Here is a 19,761-nt window from a genome sequence, read left to right as displayed (position 1 = left end):
ATCGTAAGAAACGCAAGGTATCTAGTGGGCTGGTGGCAGTTCGCTGTTGTCGCTGGTCAAGGGCCCTTTCGGGGGCGCATTTTACTGATCCGGTATGAGGAGCTGAAAAACTGTTGACCTGGGGGAGGGGAGGTCGTGGTGCGGCTGGTCCGGTCCATCCCCGCTCGGTGGGCGCGGGCGGACACGGGCGGACACGGCGAACCGCCGCGACCCGGAAGGGTGCGGCGGTCGGTGTCCGGACTCACACGGACAGGGGGAGTTGCAGAAGTGATTCCTCGTCCAGGAGAATCGCGCGCTGGACGGCCTGCAGGGCACGACAGGGTTCCAGGCCCAATTCCTCACTCAGGATATTGCGGGCCTTCTGGTACACCCGCAGGGCGTCTGCTTTTCGCTCCGAGCGATAGAGGGCGAGCATCAGCTGACGGTGGAACGCCTCGTGCAGTGGACTTTCCGAGACGAGTGAGAAAAGCCGTCCCACGGCCTCACGGTGCCGGCCGAGCCGTAGCTGCGACTCGACGAGAAGTTCCAGGCACTCGGTGCGCTCCTCGTTGAGACAGGTGATGAAATTGCTGATGATGGGGCCTTCGGAGAAACCTCCCAAAAGGGGGCCGTGCCACAGGGAAATTCCGGTTTCCAGCAATTCCAGCGCTTCTTCGTCCCGGCCTTCCACGGCCGCCCTGCGACCGTCCCGGAGCAGTCGGAGAAAGCTCTGGAAATCGATCTCCGCCGTGTCCTGGCGCAGTGTGTAACCGGGCGAGCAGGTCTCGATCGACCGGCCCGGGATGTTCTGCCGGCCGAGGAACTTCCGTAATTCGGAGACATAGACGTGCAGGCCGGCGGTGGCCCGGCCGGGTGGCCGGTCGCCCCAGAGCTCGTCGATCAACTGCCCTGGAGTGACGATGTGGTTGGCGCGGATGAGCAGCACCGCGAGCAGAATCTCGACCTTGTGCGCACTGATCGCAGCGGTGCGCTGCCCGACGGAGACCCGCAGTGGTCCGAGGAGTTCGTACCTGATCCGGCGCTCCGGCGGGATTTCGCTTCGTAACACGACAACACCCCTCTGTCGACTGTCCTGATCAGCGGTCCGACACCGCCGACGCTAAGCGCGCCCCAAGGCCGGGATAACCCCAGACGACCCCTAGCGCCCTGTCAACAAAGTCCCTGGACGGTGCCTCCCGGCGTGCGCTTCAATGCCGTATGGCTGTCGCCGCACCGCTGGTCGTCCCCGACTCGGACCGCGAGGTCCTGTCCGCCTGGCTGACCTCCCCCTCGGTCCCCGCCGAACTGGTCATCAGGGCCCGGATCGTTCTCCGGGCCGCTGACGGATCGTCGAACACCGAGACGGCGCGACGGCTCGGGCTGTCCCGGCAGACCGTGGTCACCTGGCGCAGCCGCTACCGCGCGTACGGAGTGGCCGGACTCCGCGACCGGCCGCGTCCCGGGAGACCGGCCGTCGTCGACGAGGTGGCCGTCATGGTGCGCACCGCGCAGGGACCACCGGACGGTTCGGGCGTACGGCACTGGTCGTCCCGGTTGCTCTCCGCCGAACTCGGCGTCTCCCACGGGGCGGTGGCCAAGGTGTGGCACAAGTGGCGGGTCCAGCCCTGGAGCACCAGGACCCTGACGTTCCCCACCTCCCCGGAACTGGACGCGACGGTCCGTGACGTGACCGGGCTGTACCTGGCGCGGGAGGAGAAGGCCGTCGTGGTCCGCCTGGGCGGGGCGAGCGGGCCGGCCCACCGCGCCTCCTCCCTGGTCTCGGCCCTGGAGATCGCCACTGCCACGCAGAGCACCGACACCGGAGGCGAACTCCTCGGCTTCCTCAAGGGCGTCGCCGCCACCCATGCCAGGGAGCGGCTGCACCTGGTGGTCGACGGCTACGACGAGCGGCGCCACCCCGTCGTACGGGCCTGGCTGGCCGGGCAGCGGCGGATCGCCCTGCACACCGTGCCGGACGGCTGCTCATGGCCGGACCTGGTGAAGATCCTCCTCGGCATCAGCGCCGGTCCCGCCCCGAACAGCGCCGCCCCGGCCCCGTACACCGGCGTCGGCGCCGCCCTCGACCGGTACACCGAGGCGTGCGGGGGCCGCCGCCGGCCCTTCACCTGGGTCGCGAGGCCCCGGACCCCGGAGTGAGCTGGGGCCTGTCCGGCTGATCATGCCGGAGACGCGGGGCTTGGCACGCCCGTCCGCGGCGTTGTCGTGGTTGCCGACTTCCCCACGCTCGGCTTCGCTCGCGCGGGACCCCCATCGCGTCGACGCCCTCCTCCGCCTTGCGGCCAGACGCGGCAAGCCCCGCTCACCTGCGCCTGTTCGCCACCGTGGCTTTCCTCCCGCCCGACCCGCCGGACAGGCCCTAGCCGCGCGTTAGCGGTGACTTAGGGCTCCTGCCGAGGATGCCGGTGACATGGAGCCGACCGGAGGGCGAAGCCGATGTCACAGACCTGGACGCGGGCCGCAGCAGGCCGTACCCGTCGGACCGAGATGAGCCGGGACGACATCGACCGGGCTCGGAGCGGGCTGCGGGAGCGTGTGCTCACGACGCCGGTGGTGCGCAGCGACGAACTGGACCGGCTGACCGGTGCACGCCTGTGGCTGAAGGCGGAGAACCTCCAGCGGGGCGGGTCCTTCAAGGTGCGGGGCGCGCTGCTCGCCGTGGACCGGCTGGCCGCGGCGGGCAGTCGAGGAGTGGTCGCGCAGAGCACCGGCAACCACGCGGTCGCGGTCGCCCTGGCCGCACGCGCGAGGGCTCTGCCCGCGGTGCTGGTGCTGCCCACCGACGCCCCCGCCGCCAAACAGCGCCGCATCCGCGAGGCCGGCGCCGAACTGGTGCTCGCCGGTTCCCTGTTGGCGGAGCGGCTCGCGGTCGCCGAAGAGATCCGGGTCCTGCGCGGCCTCGACGTGGTCGACCCCTACCAGGACCCGGACGTCGTGGCCGGGCAGGGCACGGCGACGGCGGAGCTGATCGCCCAGGTCGCCGACGCGGGCGGGCGGCTGGACGCGGTGGTGCTGCCGGTGGGCGGCGGCAGCGCGCTGGCCGGAGCCTGCCTCGCCGCGCAGGGCACCGACATCGAACTGATCGCCGCGGAACCCGCCGCCGTCCCCGCCCTCGGAGCGGCCCTGCGGGCCGGGGCGCCGGTGACGGTGCCGGTGGCGTCCACCATCGCCGACGGGCTGCGCCCCGACCGTGTCGGAGCGCTGCCCTTCTCCCTCGTACGGGACCGGGTGCGTACGGTCGAGGCGGTCACCGAGCCCGAGATCCGCGAGGCGCTGTGCGCCGCCGTGCTCCATGCCCGGCTGCTGGTCGAGCCCGCCGCGGCGACCGCCCTGGCCGCCGCCCTGCGGATCGCCCGCGCGCATCCCGGCCGGTTCACCGACATCGGCGTGCTGCTCTCCGGCGGGAACGTGGAACAGACGCTGGTCGCCTCCCTGCTGACCGCCCATCGGGCCGGGCCGGAACATGTCCCGGCCCGATGAGGCCGACATCAGCGCGCCGGCCTGCCGACCGCGTCGGACACCAGCCGGGCCAGCTCGGGGAGGCGGTCGTCGAGGTAGAAGTGGCCGCCACGGAAGACCTGGTACGCGAACGGGCCGGTCGTGGCGTCCGCCCAGGCCCGGCCCTCCTCCAGGGTGGTGTGGGGATCGGCGTCCCCGGTGAACATCGTGATCGGCGTGCCGTGCAGCCGTTCCGCGGTGCGCGGGTGCGTCTCGATCGCGTGGTAGTCGGCGCGCAGCGGCGGCAGGACCACCGCGAGCACGTCAGGGTCGTCCAGCCACCGCGGGTCGATGCCGCCGAGCAGACGCAGTTCGGCCAGCAGCCCGGCGCCGTCGCGCCGGTGCACGGTGCCGCCGCGCAGCCGTGACGGCGCCGGATACCCCGACGCGAACAGCAGACCGGGCGCCATCTCCGTGCGCTGCTGGAACCTCCGGGAGACCTCGAACGCGACGACCGAGCCCATGCTGTGCCCGAAGAAGGAGAAGGGCCCGTCGAGCGTGCCGGAGAGCGCCTCGAACACCGCGTCGGCGAGTTCCGAGATGCTCTCCGCATTTTTCTCCGCGCTGCGGTCCTGCCGCCCGGGATACTGCACGGCGAGCAGTTCGACGTCCGGACCGAGGAGTTCGGAGAACGCGTAGAAATACGATGCCGACCCACCCGCGTGCGGGAAACAGACGAGCCTCCCGGTGGCTTCCGGACGCCGGTGGAAACAGCGCACCCAATTCGACTCGGCCATGTGCCGTACTCCTGTCCTGAAAGCCCTTCGGGAGGGAAAGGTGACGCAATCCGGATTCAGCCGACCAGCAGATCGGAGACCGTCGCGGCGAGCCCCGGATCGGCGAGCAGGCCGCCGTGCTCGACGTCCACCTCGATCTCCCGGGCCACCTCGACGTCCTGACCGGCCGCACGCATGCCCCGCAAGCCGCTCATCGGGCTCGTCGAGCCGAACGCCACGGCGGAGCGCCACTGTTCGAGCGGCGACAGCTCCCCGGCCAGAGCGAGGAACCGCAGGAACGACTCGAAGACGTCGAAGAGTTCGGCACGGCGGGACGCGTCCAGCCCCGCCTTCGCGAGCGCCGGTCCACCTGTCTCCCGCACCAGCGCGACCAGTTCCGCCTGGATGCCGGCGACACTGTCGTGCCGCTCGTGGGCCAGTCGGCCCGCATGGCGTGCGGCGGCCAGCTCGGTCTCCGTGAGCTGCCCCGCCATCAGGCCGACGACCTTGTAGAACTGCCACAACAGGGTCTGCGCCACGGACAGTTCCGGGTCGAACAGCACCAGCAGCGGCTCGCTCTCCTGCCGGCCGCGCAGCCGTTCGGCGAGCGCTCCCGCATACACCGCCCCGGCGCAGTAGCCGAACAGGGCGCGCACCTCGACCCGTTCCTCCTCGATCCGCCGCGCCCAGTGCTCGACATAGCCGGCCCCCGTCGGCACCACCCCGTCGGTGAGCGGCGGCGGCACGGCCTCCCACAGGGCGTGGTCCGTCTTCAGGTTCCGGGCGAGATCGGAGAAACGGGCCTCCAGCCGGCCGGTGGCATCGAAGTCCACGGCGAGAATCCTCGCCGACGACCCGTCACCGGGCAACAACGTCTTCCACGCGGGGAACGGGGACATTCGGCGACTCCTCGGCCGTATCGACAACTCATCCTGCTCCGGACGATATTCTTCGCCGCTTCCCCCGGAAAACCCCTGACACCCCCTAGGCGCCCCCTTATCGAGAGGGGTTTCCGATGAGCCCGCCTCTTTTCCTTGTACCTTCGCGAAAAAGGTCGTTGTCGGTACGACAGGTTCGGCACCGCTACCTGGGAGGAAAATCCGTTGAGTCCTGCAAGCGATTCCGGAACCGCGCTCGGTACCCCGCGTGACCTCACCGCGGCCACGCGCAAGGAAGAAGCCATGTGGCTGTTGGAACGGCTCGTCCCCGACGCCTCGCCCAACAACCTCTCCCTGGCGTTCCAGGCCGACGGCGCCCTGGACGCCTCCGCCCTGCGCGGCGCCCTGACCGTGCTGGTCGACCGCCACGAGGTGCTGCGCACCGTCTACCTGGCCACCGGCGCCGACCTGATGAAGACCGTCCTGCCGCCCGAGCGGTTCACCGCCGACGTCGAGGAGATCACCGGGCTCACCGCCGACGAGGACGGCCTGGAGCGCGGACTGCGCCCGTTCGTCAACCGCAGGTTCCCGCTCGACGGGCGACCACTGCTGCGCGCCGCGCTGTTCCGGCGGCCCGCGGGCGACGTCTTCTGCGTCGCCTTCCACCACCTCGTCTACGACATCATCTCCGCGACCCGCATCCTCGAAGAACTGGTCGCGGCCTACAACCACCTGGTCGCGGGGGAGCCCGTACCCCCCGAACTGCTCGTCCCCGTCGCCCCGTACACCGAACCCGAACCGAAACCGGAGAGCCTGGAGTACTGGCGTACGCAACTGGCCGGCTTCGACCCGGCCGGGCCGGCCCTGTGGTGCGGCACCCCCGATGCCGGGGAACCGACCCTGGCCGGCGACCAGATCACCCGCGTCCTGTCCGACACGGCCCGGGCGACCGTACGGCGCCTCCAGGGCGAACTCCGCGCACCGGAGGCGGTCGTCCTGCTCACCGCCTACTACGTGCTGCTCGCCGCACACGGCGCCGGACCCGACATCACCGTCGGCTCCCCGGTGAGCGTCCGTCCGCGCGAGGACCCGCGTGCGGTGGGCCACCACACCAACGTGCTGCCGCTGCGCCTGTTCACCGACCCGGCGGAGAGCTTCCGGACGCTGGTGCTCAGGGCCAGGGACGCCTTCTTCGGTGGACTCGGGCATGCCGACGTACCCGTGGACAGCATCCCGGACCTGGTGCCGCGTGCCGGGTCGTCCTGGCGCAACCGGCTCTACCGGCATCTGTTCAACTACTTCCCCGGCCTCGGGCTGCCGGACTTCGAACTCGGTGGCGTCCCCGCCCGGCCGGTGCTGGTGGAGAACGGCTTCAACAAGTTCGACCTGGAGTTCTTCGTCGCGTCCGCGACGGACACCCTCCGCGTCATCGCCCGGTACTGCACGGACCACCTCTCACGGGACGACGCCGAGGCACTGCTGCTGCGCTACGAGGCCCTGCTGGAGACCCTCCCCGAGGTGCTGGACGTGCCGACCGGTGAGCTGCGGGTGTGGAGCGGCCACGACCGGAAGGTGATCGACGCGGCCAACGACACCGACGCCGAGGTGCGCCCCGCCACCGTGCTCGCCGCCGTGCACGCACTGGTCGTGGCCGCGCCCGACGCCGTGGCCGTCCATTACCAGGACCGTACGGTGACCTACCGCGGCCTGTGGGCCGGCGCGGTGGCCGCCCGGGACGCGCTCACGGCCGGGGGAGTGGGCCCGGGGGACATCGTCGCCATCGCCGCGGCCCGCACCCCCGAGCTGATCGCGACCGCCCTCGGCACCTGGCTCGCCGGGGCCGCCTATCTGCCGGTCGACCCGGAGCACCCCGCCCAGCGCGTCCACCACCTGCTCACCGACTCCGGAGCCAAGGTCCTGGTCACCGACCGCGACCTGGACACCGCCGCCGGCCCGGACCTGCCCAGGCTGCCGCTGTCCCCGATCCCCGAGCACCCCTCGGACGTCCCGCCCGGCGAGTTCCATCCGCCGGTCGCCCCCTCGGATCCCGCCTATCTGATCTACACCTCCGGGACCAGCGGAAAGCCCAAGGGAGCGCTGATCACCCATCGCAGCATCGCCAACATCGCGGCCGACTACGAGGACCGCCTGCACACGACCGCCGCCGACGCCACGCTGTGGATGACGACGTTCGCCTTCGACATGGCCAACCTGGAGCTGTACACCCCGCTCTGGTCGGGCGGACGCATCGTGATCGCCCCGGACGAGGCCCGGGTCGACGGCCAGGTGCTCCTCGACACCGTCCTCCGGTACCGGCCGGACATCATCCAGGCCACCCCCACCACCTGGCGCCTGGTCCTGGACCGAGTGGCCCCGCACCTCGCCGGACGCCGTGTGGTCACCGGCGGCGAGACCGTGCCGGTGGAGCTGATACGCCGGCTGCTGGACGCCGGCAGCGAGGTGCACCACGCCTACGGGCCCACCGAGACCGTCACCTGGTGCACCTGGTCGGTCCTCACCGACCCCGCCCGACTGCCCGACGAGCGGCTCGACATCGGTATCCCGATCCGCAACACCCGCGTCATGGTGACCGCCCCCGACGGCCGCGAACTGCCCGTGGGTGTGCGCGGCGAACTGCGGGTGGCCGGCGCCGGTGTCGCGCTCGGCTACCACAACCGGCCGGAGCTGACCGGCGAGCGCTTCGGCACGCATCCCGTGCACGGCCGCTACTACCGCACCGGAGACCTCGGGCGCTGGCGGGCCGACGGGACACTGGAGCTGTTCGGCCGTGCGGACCGCCAGGTCAAGCTGCGCGGCAACCGCATCGAACTCGGCGAGGTCGAGGCCATCCTGCTCGGCCATCCCCTGGTGCGGGCGGTGGCGGTGGTCGTGGTCGGCGACCGCAGCGCCGACGCGCACCTGGTCGCCTTCGTGGAGAGCACCGGGGAGGGGGACGTGTCGGACGACCTGTGGGCGTACGCCCGCACCGAACTGCCCCGAGCCGCGCTGCCGCAGGAATTCGTCGTCCTGGACGCCCTCCCGGTCAGCGCCAACGAGAAGGTCGACTACGTGGCCCTGGAGGTGCTGGCAGCTGCGGACCGCACGGGCGCCGCGGACTCCGCGCGGGCCGCCGGTGCGGCGGTGGCGGCGGACGGCACCGTCGAGGAACTCGTCGGGTTGTGGCGGGAGTTGCTCGACCGGGACGACATCGACCCGGAGACCAACTTCTTCACGCACGGCGGCCACTCCCTGCTCGGTGCCCAGTTGCTCCAGCGGCTGGAGAACGCCACCGGCGTCACCCTGAAACTCGCCGATCTCTTCGCCGCCCCCACACCGGCCGCACTGGCCGAGCGGATGAGCGGGCCGGCGGCCCTCCGGGCGACGGCTTCCTGACTCCCGGACCCGCGGTGTCCCCGGCTCGCCTCCGGGGGCACCGCGCCCTGCCTCACTTCGTACCGGCGGGCTGCCCGGCGGGGCCCGCCACCGCCTCCTTCGCGGCGCGGGCCGCCTTGCGGGACGGCAGCAGCAGCGCCGGGACGAGCGCCAGGACGCTGAAGCCCGTCACCCACCAGAAGGTCGTCCCGAACCCGGCCGCGCGGTCGGCGAGCGTGCCGCCCGTCGTCTCGTGCGTCAGGATCACCACCAGCGCGGCCGTGCCGAAGGAGCCGCCCAGCTGCTGCATGATCCGGATCACCGTGGTCGCGTTCGGGATGTCGTCCGGCGTCAGGTCCACATAGGCCCCGGTCACGATCGCCACGGTCGCGGCGCCCAGCCCCGCGCCGCGCACGACCAGGGCGGCACCGAGGTACCAGTTGCTGGTGTCCGTCCCGACCTGGGTGTACGCCAGGGTCCCCACCAGGGCCAGCAGCATGCCGGACACCACGATCGGCTTGGCGCCGATCCGGTCGGTGAGCCCGCCCGCCCAGCGGGTCAGCAGCGCGCCGAGACCCTGGGGCGCCAGCAGGAGGCCCGCCGTCAACGCCGTCTCGCCCCGGATCTGCTGGTAGTACAGCGGCAGCAACAGGATCGCGCCGTACAGCGAGAGACCGGCGAGGAACAGCAGGACCGCGCACATCGAGAACGAGCGCACCCGGAACAGGCGTACGTCCAGTACGGCGTCCGGCTTGCGCAGGCTGTACACCAGGAAGAGCACCAGGAGCAGCGCCCCGCCGACCAGCGGCACGACCGACCGGGCCCGGTCGAGGCCGCCGTCGCGCCCGACCTCCGTGAACCCGTACACCACGGCGGCCAGCGCGGGCGACAGCAGGGCGATGCCCATGACGTCCAGCCGCTTGCCGGTGCGGGCCTCCTGGGCGGGCAGGTGACGCCAGGCGAGCAGCAGGGCGATAAGGCACAGGGGCACGTTGACGTAGAAGATCCAGCGCCAGCTGGCGTTGCTGATGATCAGGCCGCCGAGCACCGGGCCGAGGATGGGCGCGATGACGGCGGCCAGAGTGACCACGGTCAGGATACGGCCGAGCCTGCGGGGTCCCGCCGAGCGGACCAGCATGATCTGCAGCACGGGCTGCATGAAGCCGCCCGCGATGCCCTGTAGCACCCGGATGGTGATGAGGCTGCCGATGCTCCAGGCCGCGCCGGCCGCCGCGGAGGTCAGCAGGAACAGGGCCAGGGACCACATCCACACCCGCTTGGCGCCGAAGCGGTCGGTGGCCCAGCCGGTGGCCGGGATCGCCATGGCGAAGGCGAGCAGATAGCCGGTGCTGACCCACTGCACGGTCGTCACCGTGCTGTGCAGCTGGCGGCTCAGCCCGTCGATGGCGACGTTGACGATCGTGGTGTCGAGCAGGGGCGCGAGACCGCCGATGACGAGGATCCCGGCCAGTTTCAGCAGTGCCGGATCAAGACGTTCTTTGGTCTGGGCTTCAGGCATCAGCCGACTCCTCTCCAGTTAGGAAACTCACCGTATCTAAGATAGGAGACTCACCGTATCTAAACGTGGGAGGAAGTCAACCAAGAGGGGGTCAACGGGCCGCCTTAGACCGGGTTTGGCGGCGGCCGTCACGATGACGCGACCCCAGCTCCCGGAGGCGGCAGTGCTTCAGAACCGACTCGAGGCCCCGGCGCCCCAGCGCCACGAAGCGGGCACGCTCACGCCGTACCTGTCCGTACGGCCGGCCGACGACGAGCGCCCACGGCTGTTCTGCTTCCCCCACGCGGGCGGCTCCGCGTCCGTCTTCACGCTCCTGCGCAACGTGCTGGCCGACCGGGTGAACGTCGTCCCCGTGCAACCGCCCGGCCGCGAACGACGGCTGCGCGACCCTCTGCGTGCCGACCTGACCGCCCTCGTCGCGGACCTCGACGCCCAGCTGGACCCGTACCTCGACCGCCCCTACGCCTTCTACGGCCACAGCATGGGCGCCCTCGTCGCCCACGACCTCGCGGTCCGCCGGGCCGCGCGCGGAGCCCGCACCCCGCTCCGGCTGCTCGCCGGCGCCTGCCGCGCCCCCCATCTGCCTGCGGCCTTCGCCGCGGCGCACGCCCAGCCCGACGACGCCCTGCGCGCACAGATGGTCACCTGCGGCGGACTCCCCGCCGAACTCCTCGCCCACCCCGAACGGGTCGCCGCCGCGCTCGGCCTCACCCGCGAGGACCTGCGGCTGTGCGCGAGCCGGGTACGCACCCCGGCCGCCCCCCGGCCCTGGCCGGTCGAGGCGTTCCACGGCACCACGGACCCGCTGGTCGCCCGCAGCGAGGCGGCGGCCTGGGCCGAGCACGGCAACGGGGAGTTCGCCCTGCACCGGCTGCCGGGAGGTCACTTCTTCCTGGTCGGCTCGGCGGGCAGGCAGTTCGCGGCCGGGGTCGCCGAAGCCGTCCTGCGACTTGCCGTACGGGAAGGGAGCACCCGATGAGCGCACTGGAGATCGCCGTCGTCGGCCTCGCCTGCCGACTGCCCGGCGCGGCCGACCCCCAGGGCTTCTGGCGACTGCTCCGCGACGGGACCGACGCCGTCACCGAGGCACCCCCGGGCCGCTGGGAGAGCGACCTGCTGCCGCACAGGTTCGGCGGGTTCCTCGACCGCGTGGACGGCTTCGACGCCGAGTTCTTCGGCGTGTCCCCGCGCGAGGCCGTCACCATGGACCCGCAGCAGCGACTCATGCTCGAACTGAGCTGGGAGGCCCTGGAGGACGCGGGCATCGTGCCCGCCACCCTGCACGGCAGCCGCACCAGTGTGTTCGCCGGCGCCATCTGGGACGACTACGCGGCCCTGCTGCGCCGGCACGGCATGGCAGCCGTCGACCGGCACACCCTCACCGGATCGCAGCGCAGCATCATCGCCAACCGCGTCTCCTACCTCCTGGGCCTGCACGGACCGAGCGTGGCGGTGGACACCGGGCAGTCCTCCTCGCTGGCCGCCGTCCACATGGCCTGCGAGAGCCTCGGCCGGGGCGAGTCCACACTCGCGATCACCGGCGGCGTCAACCTGAACCTCCTGCCCGAGAGCACCATGGGCGCCCTGAAGTTCGGCGGCCTCTCCCCGGACGGGCGCTGCCACACCTTCGACGCGCGGGCCAACGGCTACGTCCGGGGCGAGGGCGGCGGCGTCGTGGTCCTCAAGCCGCTGTCGGCCGCCCTCGCCGACGGGAACCGCGTGTACTGCGTGATCACGGGCACCGCGATGAACAACGACGGCGCCACCGAGAGCCTCACCGTGCCCAGCGCCGCAGGCCAGCGGGACGTGCTGCGCACGGCGTACGAACGGGCCGGCGCCGACCTGTCGGACGTCGCGTACGTCGAACTGCACGGCACCGGCACGAAGGTCGGCGACCCCGTCGAGGCGACGGCGCTCGGCAGCGTGTTCGCCGCCTCCAGGGCGCCCGGTGACCCCCTTCTGGTCGGCTCCGCCAAGACCAATGTCGGGCACCTGGAGGGCGCCGCCGGGATCGTCGGCCTGCTCAAGGTCGCCCTGAGCATCGCCCACCGGGAGATCCCACCGAGCCTCCACTTCACGGAGCCGCCCCCCGACATCCCCTTGACCGAACTGTGCCTGCGAGTACAGACCGAGCGCACACCCTGGCCGCCCGGACGCCCCCTCGCGGGCATCAGCTCCTTCGGCATGGGCGGCACCAACTGCCATGTGGTGGTACGCGAACCCGATGCCGCCGGGACTGCGGCGCCGCGGGCGCGCTCCGACATCAGCGGGGCGGATCGGCCCGTCGACCGGGTACGGCGTCGGCCCGAGGTGCCCCCGGCGGCTGCGGGCATCACCCCGGCCACCGCCCGGACGGGCGATTCACCGGCTTCCGTCGACCCGGCACCGGCTACGGCGCCGTGGTGGCTCTTGGGCCGTACGGAGGCCGGGCTGGCTGCCGAGGTCGATCGGACGGCCGATCACGCCGATCATCGGCCCGAGGCGGCCCCGGAGGGTGCGGGCATCACCCCGGCGACCTTCCGGACCGGCGACTCACCAGCCCACGCCGATCCGGCACCGTCCAAGACACAGCGGGCGCTCCCCGGCCGCACCGAAGCGGCCGAGGCCGACCGATCGGCCGAGGCCGACCGATCGGCCGACCCTGTACGCCGTCAGCCAGCAGCGGCCCCGGCGGATGCCGGGTCCTCCCTCCCCTCCACCTGTGCCGACGGTTCATCGGCCCCTGCCGGGGCCGATCGGCCGGCCGATCGCGTGCGCCGACAGCCCGGGGCGACCCCGGAGGACACCGGTCCCCGCCTCGCCTCCGCCCGCACCGAGGGCCCATCGGCCTCCGCCGATCCGGCGTCGGCCGGAACGCACGGGGGGCTTCCCGGCGGTACGGAGTCCGCGTCGGCCGACCGCGTGCGTCAGCAGCCCGGGGTGCCCTCCGAGGACACCGGCTCCCCCCGCAAAGACGGCTCGCCCGCCCCCGCCGACCCACCACCCACCGTGGCCCCCTGGGTGCTCTCCGGCCGCACCGAAGCCGCGCTGGCCGCCCAGGCCGACCGGCTGGCCGATCATGTGCGCCGTCACCCCGGGCTGGACCCGGCGGATGTCGGGCTCGCCCTCGCCACCACCCGGACCGTGTTCAAGCACCGTGCAGCAGTCACCGGGGCCGATCGTGCGGGCCTGCTCGACGGGCTCGACGCGCTCGCGCACGGGAGGTCGGCCGCGCAGGTGAGCCGGGGTGTTGTCGGGGGCGGTGATGTGGCGTTCGTGTTCCCGGGGCAGGGGGCGCAGCGGCTCGGGAGCGGGCGTGAGCTGTACGCGGCTCAGCCGGTGTTCGCGGCTGTTTTCGACGAGGTCTGTGTCCAGTTGGACCGGCATCTGCCGCTGCCTCTGCGCAGCGTGTTGTGGGCCGGTGAGGGTACCGCAGAGGCCGGGTTGCTCGACGAGACGCAGTACACGCAGCCCGCGCTGTTCGCCCTGGAAGTCGCGCTGTACCGGCTGATGGAGCACTGGGGCGTGCGGCCCGGTGTGCTGGTCGGGCACTCCATCGGTGAGGTCGCCGCCGCGCATGTCGCCGGGGTGTTCTCCGTCCCGGACGCGGCGGCGCTCATCACGGCGCGCGGTCGGCTCATGCAGGCGCTGCCGGGTGGTGGGGCCATGGTCGCCGTGGAGTCGGGCGAGGCGGAGGTCCGGGACCGGATCGGTCCGGCCGGGCGGGACGACATCGGCATCGCGGCGGTCAACGGGCCCTCCGCCGTCGTGCTCTCGGGTGCGGCGGACGCCGTGGAGTCGGTCGTCGCCCACTTCCGCGACCTGGGCCGCCGGACCAGGCGCCTGACGGTCAGCCACGCTTTCCACTCCCCGCTGATGGCCCCGATGCTCGACGACTTCCGCGCGGTCGTCGCCGGGCTGGACCATGCCCCGCCCCGGCTGCCGATCGTCTCCACAGTGCTGGGCGCCGAGATCGGCGACGAGATGAGCGGGCCGGACTACTGGGTCGATCATGTGCGCCGCCCGGTACGGTTCGCCGACGCGGCGGTCGCCGCACATGCGCGGGGCGCGCGGATCTTCGCCGAAATCGGCCCCGGCCGCGCCCTCACCGTGAGCCTGCGAGCCTGCCTCCCCGACGGCGTCTGCCTGGCCGGGCTGCGGGACGGCGCCGAGAACCGGTCCCTCACCTCCGCGCTCGCGGGACTGCACGTCCACGGCGCCGACGTCGACTGGCACGCGCTGTTCGGTCCGCGAGCCCGCGCTGTCGGGTTGCCGACCTACGCCTTCCAGCGCCGCAGCCACTGGATCGGCGCCCCCGTCGCAGAGGACACCCCACCCCCACCCGCGCCCGTCGCGCCTCCCGGCGGCGCGGAGCCCGACGCCCCGCAGGGCCTCGGGGCACAGCTCGCCGGACTGGGCGAGGCCGAGCAGCTGCACACCGTACTGGAGCTGGTCCGTACCGGCGTCGCGATCGTGCTCGGACACGTCGGCCCCGGGACGGTCGACCCCTCGGCGACCTTCAAGGAACTCGGGTTCGACTCGCTGGCGGCCGTCGAGATGCGGGAGCAGTTGGCAGCCGCGACCGGGCTCGCCCTTCCGGCCGCCCTGCTCTACAACCACCCCACGCCCACCGCGCTCGCCGGGCATCTGCGCACGGAACTGCTGGGCACCGGAGCCGTCGAGGACATGCCGGTGCACGGTCGCCCGGTCGTGGACGAGCCGATCGCCGTCGTCGCGATGAGCTGCCGTTACCCCGGAGGGGTGCGCTCGCCCGAGGATCTGTGGGACCTGGTGGCGGGCGGGACCGACGCGATCTCCGGCTTCCCGGACAATCGTGGCTGGAACCTCGACGCCCTCTTCGACCCCGGCCGCCGACGCCCCGGCACCACCTACGTCGACCGGGGCGGATTCCTCCACGACGCAGACCGGTTCGACCCGGGGTTCTTCGGGATCAACCCGCGCGAGGCCACCGCCATGGACCCGCAGCAGCGCCTGCTCCTGGAGACCTCGTGGGAGGCGCTCGAACGAGCCGGGCTCGATCCGACCGGGCTGTGCGGACGACCGGTCGGCGTGTTCGTCGGGGCGATGTCCCAGGACTACGGGCCCCGTCTGTACGAGGAGGCGGGCGGCCACGAGGGCTACCTGCTCACCGGGACCACTGCCAGTGTGGCCTCCGGGCGTATCTCGTACGTCCTCGGTTTCGAGGGACCGGCGGTCACCGTGGACACCGCGTGCTCGTCGTCGCTGGTCGCGCTGCATCTGGCGGCGCAGGCGCTGCGGCAGGGCGAGTGCACGCTCGCCCTGGCCGGCGGGGTCGCTGTACTCGCCAACCCCGGCATGTTCGTGGAGTTCGGCACCCAGCAGGGGCTCGCGCCGGACGGCCGCTGCAAGGCGTTCGCCGCAGCCGCCGACGGCACGGCCTGGGCCGAGGGCGCGGGCATGCTCGTCCTGGAACGCCTCTCGGACGCCTGCCGCGAGGGCCACCCCGTCCTCGCCGTGCTGCGCGGCAGCGCGGTCAACTCCGACGGCGCGAGCAACGGCCTCACCGCGCCGAACGGCCCGTCCCAGGAACGCGTCATACGCCAGGCGCTCGCCGCCGCCCGGCTGACCGCCGCCGACATCGACGCCGTGGAGGCCCACGGCACCGGAACGCGCCTCGGTGACCCCATCGAGGCCGGTGCGCTCCTGGCGACCTACGGACACGACCGGGACCCCGGCCGGCCACTGCGGCTGGGCTCGCTGAAGTCGAACATCGGCCACGCCCAGGCCGCCGCGGGCGTCGGCGGGGTCATCAAGATGGTGCAGGCCCTGCGGCACGGACTGCTGCCGAGGACCCTCCACGTCGACGAGGCGTCCCCGCACGTCGACTGGTCCTCCGGCGCGGTCTCGCTCCTCACCGACCCCGTGCCCTGGCCGGCCTCCGACGACCGCCTCCGTAGGGCCGGCGTCTCCTCCTTCGGCATCAGCGGCACGAACGCCCACGTCATCATCGAGGAGGCGCCCGCGTCGCCCGAGGACGCGCCCGGCCCCGACCGCCCGGACCCCGTGCCGTCCCGGCCGATGGTCTGGCCGCTGTCCGCGAGGACCGAGCCGGCGCTGCGGGCCTCTGCCGCCGCCCTGCGCGAACGTGTTGCGGCCGATCCCGGCCTCGACGCCGGGGACCTCGCGTACTCGCTGGCCGTCACCCGTACGGCGTTCGAGCACCGCGCCGCCGTCGTCGGCGAGGACCGCGCCGACCTGCTCAGCGGCCTGACCGCACTGGCCGCCGACGAGCCCGCCCCGCACGTCGTGACCGGCCACGGCACCCCGGCCAGGACCGTGTTCGTCTTCCCCGGCCAGGGCTCCCAGTGGACCGGCATGGCCCGCGAACTCCTCGACACCGCACCCGTGTTCGCCGCCGGCATCACCGCCTGCGAACACGCGCTCGCCCCGTACACCGACTGGTCGCTGACAGCCGTCCTGCGCGAGGAACCCGGCGCGCCCGGACTGGACCGCGTCGACGTCGTCCAGCCCGCCCTGTGGGCCGTGATGGTGTCGCTGGCCGACCTCTGGCGTTCGCTGGGCCTCGAACCGGACGCGGTGATCGGGCACTCCCAGGGGGAGGTCGCGGCGGCGTACGTCGCCGGGGCGCTGTCCCTCGACGACGCGGCGAAGGTGGTGGCCCTGCGCAGCCGGGCGGTCGCCGAACTCGCGGGCAGCGGAGGCATGGTCTCCGTACCGCTCTCTGCGGACGACACCCGGGCCCGCCTCACCCCCTGGCCGGACCGGATCGGCGTCGCCGCCGAGAACGGCCCGACCGCCACCGTCGTCGCGGGGGACGCGACGGCGCTCGACGAGTTCGTCGCCGCGTGCCGCGCGGACGGCGTCGACTGCCGCCGGATCGCGGTGGACTACGCCTCCCACACCGAGAGACCCGGCGCGCCGACGGCACCCGCTACTCCGTCGTCAGCTACGTCCTGCAGGCGGCCGGCCGGGTCCTCGCCGAGCACCCCGAGGCCAACTCCCTCGTGCGCGGCGGCCTCGTACCGCGAATCCACACACCCGCCTCCGTGCACGGAAAGCTGGCCCTCGACAAGACCGTGAACGGCCGGCGGATCGTCCTCGCCACCGTCGTGCCCGACCTGCACACCGCCGAACTGGACACCATCCGGCGGCAGGTGGACCGCTTCCGCGACGAAGACCCCACGGACCTTCCGGAGTTCGCCCCGCTGTGGCGGCTGACCCGCCTCCCCGCACTCCTGGGCTACGCCGCCTTCCGCGCCGCGACCGCCTCCCCGCGCCACCGGACCCGCCTGCTGGGCACCTTAGCCGTCACCTCGCTCGGGCACAGCGTCGTCGACGGCTTCCACTCCATGGGCGGTACGACCGTCACCCTCGGCGTCGGACGCGTCGTGCACCGCCCGGTCGCCACCCCCGACGGGCAGGTGCTCGTCGCCCCGATCATGCGGCTCTCCCTGACGTTCGACCACCGAGTGATCGACGGAGCCGAGGCCGCGGACGTCCTGAAGGAACTGAAGGCACGCCTGCAGACCTTCACGCCCGCACCGCCGACCACCACCGAGACCGCCCCGGGCCGCCGCACACAACAGGCCGTGTCGTGAACGACGTCGAGGAACTCAAGGCGTACCTGCTCCTGCACGCCCGGGTCCAGGGCATGTCCGCCGAGCAGTACCGCAGGGTCGCCCGGACCGTGCGAACCGACGACGAGGGCGACCCCGACTCCTGGACCGCGCGCTGGCACGCCGAGGGCGAACGCCACGAGCGGGCCGGACGGCTCCCGGACGCGTGCCGCGCCTACAACCTCGCCCGCTTCCCCTACGTCGACGGCCCCGCACGCCGGCGCTCCCACGACCACTGCGTCGCAGTGTTCGACCGCTGGCGGCTGGCGGGCACCGGCATCGAACCGCTCACCGTGCCCACCCCGGACGGCGAGATCAGATGCTGGACCACCGGCCTGTCCGCGGGAGGCGACCGACCGCTCGTGGTGCTGATGGGCGGCCAGGTGAGCATCAAGGAGCAGTGGGCGCCGCTGCTGCCGCTCATCGCCGAACAGGGCTTCGCCGCCGTCGCCACCGAGATGCCCGGCGTCGGCGAGAACACCGTCCCCTACACCCCGGCCGCCTGGCGGATGCTCTCCGACGTCCTCGACACGGTCGCCGGCCGCTGCGACATCACCCGCTCCTACGCCGTGTGCCTCAGCTTCAGCGGCCATCTCGCCCTGCGCTGCGCCGCCCACGACCACCGACTGCGCGGCATCGTCACCGCGGGCGCGCCGGTGACCGAGTTCTTCACGGACACCGGCTGGCGGGCCGGGGTCCCACGCCTGACCACCGACTCCCTCACCCATCTGACGGGCCGTCCCACCGACGACCTGACCGAGTGGGCGATCGACGGCGCCACCCTGGACCGGGTCACCGTCCCCGTGCACTACCTGGTCAGCCGCCGCGACGAGATCGTGCCGCCCGGCGAGACCGCGGTCCTGCGCCGGCACCTGCCCCGACTGCGGATCCGGGAGAACGACGACGTCCACGGCTCACCGCACCACCTCACCGAGTCCCGCCTCTGGGTGGTGCGCTCCCTGCTGGAGCTGACCGGCGGCCACCGGGTCCGCACCGCGCTCCTCACCACCGCACTCGCCCTGCTGCGGCTGCGCGCCCTCGCACCGCCGCACAGCACCTCACCCAACGTCCCAGCGAAAGGAACCGCAGGCCATGGAAGCTGAGCAGAAACACGCGATGGCGGTCGGCCAACTGGCCATCGGAGGCTGGTTCTCCCGCGCCCTGGCCGTCACGGCCCGGCTCGGCATCGCCGACATCCTCGACGGCGGACACCTGCCGCACACGGAGATCGCCGAACGCACCGGCTCCGACCCCGACGTGATGCTCCGGCTGCTGCGGGCCCTCGTCTTCGTCGGTGCCGCCGAGCGGGACGCCGACGGAGCCTTCGGCATCACCGAGCCGTTCCAGCAACTGCGCACCGACCACCCGCTCTCCCTCCGCCACACCGTCATGCTGTTCGCCGAGACCTACGACGACGCCTTCGGCGCCCTCCAGCACACCGTCAGCACGGGCAAGTCGGGATTCCAGAAGGTCTTCGGCGCCTCGATCTTCGAACACTTCGAGAGGGACCCCGAAGCGGCCCGGGTGTTCGACCTGGCGATGGTGGAACTGGCCCGCCCGGTGGCCGTCTCCCTCCTGCGGGCCCGTGACTTCTCCGGAGTCGGCACGATCGTCGACGTAGGCGGCGGTGGCGGCGCGATGCTGCGGGGAATCCTCCGGTCGCTCCCGGACGTCAAGGGCGTCAGCACCGACCGGCACAGCGTCTGCGAGCGGGCTGCCGCCGACCTCGCGAAGTCCCCCGACAGCGGGCTCGCCGACCGGCTGACCTTCGAACCCGCGGACTTCTTCCAGGCGGTGCCGGCCGGCGGCGACCTCTACCTGCTCAAGAACGTCCTGCGCGACTGGGCCTTCGAAAGCGGCAGGCGCATCCTCGGCACGGTCGCCCGGGCCATGACGACCACAGCACAGAAACAGGGCGCCGACACCCCCGTCCCGCACCTGCTGGTGATCGAACCGCCCATCACGCAGGACTTCGACGCGGCCCGCGAGCTGTTCCAGATGGTGGCTTGCGAGGAGGGCATGCACGGCCTCTCCGAGGAGGGCATGCGCGGCCTGCTCGACGCGGCGGGCTTCGACGTCCGGTCCGTCCACCCCCTGCCCACCGGCCACAACGTGTACGACGCCACGGTCCGCACCACGACCGAAGCCCCCCGCTAGAAAGCTCCGCAGAGCCAGGAAGGACA

The 19,761-nt window shown here is 72.6% G+C and carries 11 protein-coding genes and 1 pseudogene; 8 read left to right on the top strand and 4 right to left on the bottom strand.

Annotated elements, in window-relative coordinates; genetic code table 11:
• Positions 1 to 241: 241 nt before the first annotated feature.
• On the bottom strand, positions 242 to 1,048 hold the full coding sequence (locus CW359_RS18455) for an AfsR/SARP family transcriptional regulator (protein WP_332874983.1): 807 nt from the start codon (positions 1,046 to 1,048) through the stop codon (positions 242 to 244).
• 149 nt (positions 1,049 to 1,197) lie between these two features.
• Here CW359_RS18455 and CW359_RS18450 point away from each other — a divergent pair, with 149 nt between their 5' ends.
• Positions 1,198 to 2,136 (top strand): helix-turn-helix domain-containing protein, encoded by a 939-nt coding sequence (locus CW359_RS18450; RefSeq protein WP_105971053.1) that lies wholly within the window; start codon positions 1,198 to 1,200, stop codon positions 2,134 to 2,136.
• Between the two features lie 297 nt (positions 2,137 to 2,433).
• Entirely contained in the window at positions 2,434 to 3,477 is a 1,044-nt protein-coding gene (locus CW359_RS18445; protein ID WP_105971052.1) for a pyridoxal-phosphate dependent enzyme, read from the top strand.
• A gap of 8 nt (positions 3,478 to 3,485) precedes the next feature.
• On the opposite strand, the gene CW359_RS18440 is transcribed toward CW359_RS18445, so the two are convergent.
• Both CW359_RS18440 and CW359_RS18435 read right to left on the bottom strand, forming a co-directional pair.
• Positions 3,486 to 4,232: a thioesterase II family protein gene (locus tag CW359_RS18440; protein WP_105971051.1), complete on the bottom strand. Its 747-nt coding sequence runs from the start codon at positions 4,230 to 4,232 to the stop codon at positions 3,486 to 3,488.
• A gap of 56 nt (positions 4,233 to 4,288) precedes the next feature.
• Positions 4,289 to 5,110 (bottom strand): hypothetical protein, encoded by an 822-nt coding sequence (locus tag CW359_RS18435; protein WP_105971050.1) that lies wholly within the window; start codon positions 5,108 to 5,110, stop codon positions 4,289 to 4,291.
• A gap of 204 nt (positions 5,111 to 5,314) precedes the next feature.
• Here CW359_RS18435 and CW359_RS18430 point away from each other — a divergent pair, with 204 nt between their 5' ends.
• Entirely contained in the window at positions 5,315 to 8,482 is a 3,168-nt protein-coding gene (locus CW359_RS18430; RefSeq protein ID WP_157968574.1) for a non-ribosomal peptide synthetase, read from the top strand.
• 52 nt (positions 8,483 to 8,534) lie between these two features.
• Here the strand turns inward: CW359_RS18430 and CW359_RS18425 are convergent, their stop codons facing one another.
• The gene (locus CW359_RS18425) at positions 8,535 to 9,980 is read right to left on the bottom strand and encodes an MDR family MFS transporter (protein ID WP_105971048.1); all 1,446 of its coding nucleotides are present in this window, start codon (positions 9,978 to 9,980) and stop codon (positions 8,535 to 8,537) included.
• A 163-nt stretch (positions 9,981 to 10,143) separates the two neighbouring features.
• Between CW359_RS18425 and CW359_RS18420 the strand changes: the two genes are divergently transcribed.
• The 5 genes and pseudogenes from CW359_RS18420 to CW359_RS18400 all read left to right on the top strand — a co-directional run bounded on the left by CW359_RS18420 (position 10,144) and on the right by CW359_RS18400 (position 19,735).
• Complete coding sequence (locus CW359_RS18420) at positions 10,144 to 10,959, top strand: thioesterase II family protein (RefSeq protein ID WP_157968573.1); 816 nt, start codon at positions 10,144 to 10,146, stop codon at positions 10,957 to 10,959.
• Positions 10,956 to 16,865, top strand: a pseudogene (locus CW359_RS18415) (beta-ketoacyl synthase N-terminal-like domain-containing protein); the annotation flags it as partial. The gene CW359_RS18420 and the pseudogene CW359_RS18415, both read left to right, overlap by 4 nt.
• Positions 16,866 to 17,008: 143 nt before the next feature.
• The gene (locus CW359_RS18410) at positions 17,009 to 17,560 is read left to right on the top strand and encodes a 2-oxo acid dehydrogenase subunit E2 (protein ID WP_157968572.1); all 552 of its coding nucleotides are present in this window, start codon (positions 17,009 to 17,011) and stop codon (positions 17,558 to 17,560) included.
• Entirely contained in the window at positions 17,557 to 18,681 is a 1,125-nt protein-coding gene (locus CW359_RS18405) for an alpha/beta fold hydrolase (protein WP_198655272.1), read from the top strand. Before CW359_RS18410 ends, CW359_RS18405 begins: the two co-directional genes overlap by 4 nt.
• Positions 18,671 to 19,735 (top strand): methyltransferase, encoded by a 1,065-nt coding sequence (locus CW359_RS18400; RefSeq protein ID WP_105971045.1) that lies wholly within the window; start codon positions 18,671 to 18,673, stop codon positions 19,733 to 19,735. The genes CW359_RS18405 and CW359_RS18400 overlap by 11 nt, the downstream gene beginning before the upstream one ends.
• The last annotated feature ends 26 nt before the right edge of the window (positions 19,736 to 19,761 follow it).

The sequence above is a fragment of the Streptomyces geranii genome, from assembly GCF_002954775.1.
GTDB lineage: Bacteria > Actinomycetota > Actinomycetes > Streptomycetales > Streptomycetaceae > Streptomyces > Streptomyces geranii.
Note: the sequence above shows the minus strand (reverse complement) of the source record. Positions and strands in the feature narration are given on the sequence as shown.

Coding starts and splice junctions, on each gene's coding strand:
- CW359_RS18450 (WP_105971053.1), top strand. CDS start 1,198: ATGGCTGTCGCCGCACCGCTGGTCGTCCCCGACTCGGACCGCGAGGTC.
- CW359_RS18445 (WP_105971052.1), top strand. CDS start 2,434: ATGTCACAGACCTGGACGCGGGCCGCAGCAGGCCGTACCCGTCGGACC.
- CW359_RS18440 (WP_105971051.1), bottom strand. CDS start 4,232: ATGGCCGAGTCGAATTGGGTGCGCTGTTTCCACCGGCGTCCGGAAGCC.
- CW359_RS18435 (WP_105971050.1), bottom strand. CDS start 5,110: ATGTCCCCGTTCCCCGCGTGGAAGACGTTGTTGCCCGGTGACGGGTCG.
- CW359_RS18425 (WP_105971048.1), bottom strand. CDS start 9,980: ATGCCTGAAGCCCAGACCAAAGAACGTCTTGATCCGGCACTGCTGAAA.
- CW359_RS18400 (WP_105971045.1), top strand. CDS start 18,671: ATGGAAGCTGAGCAGAAACACGCGATGGCGGTCGGCCAACTGGCCATC.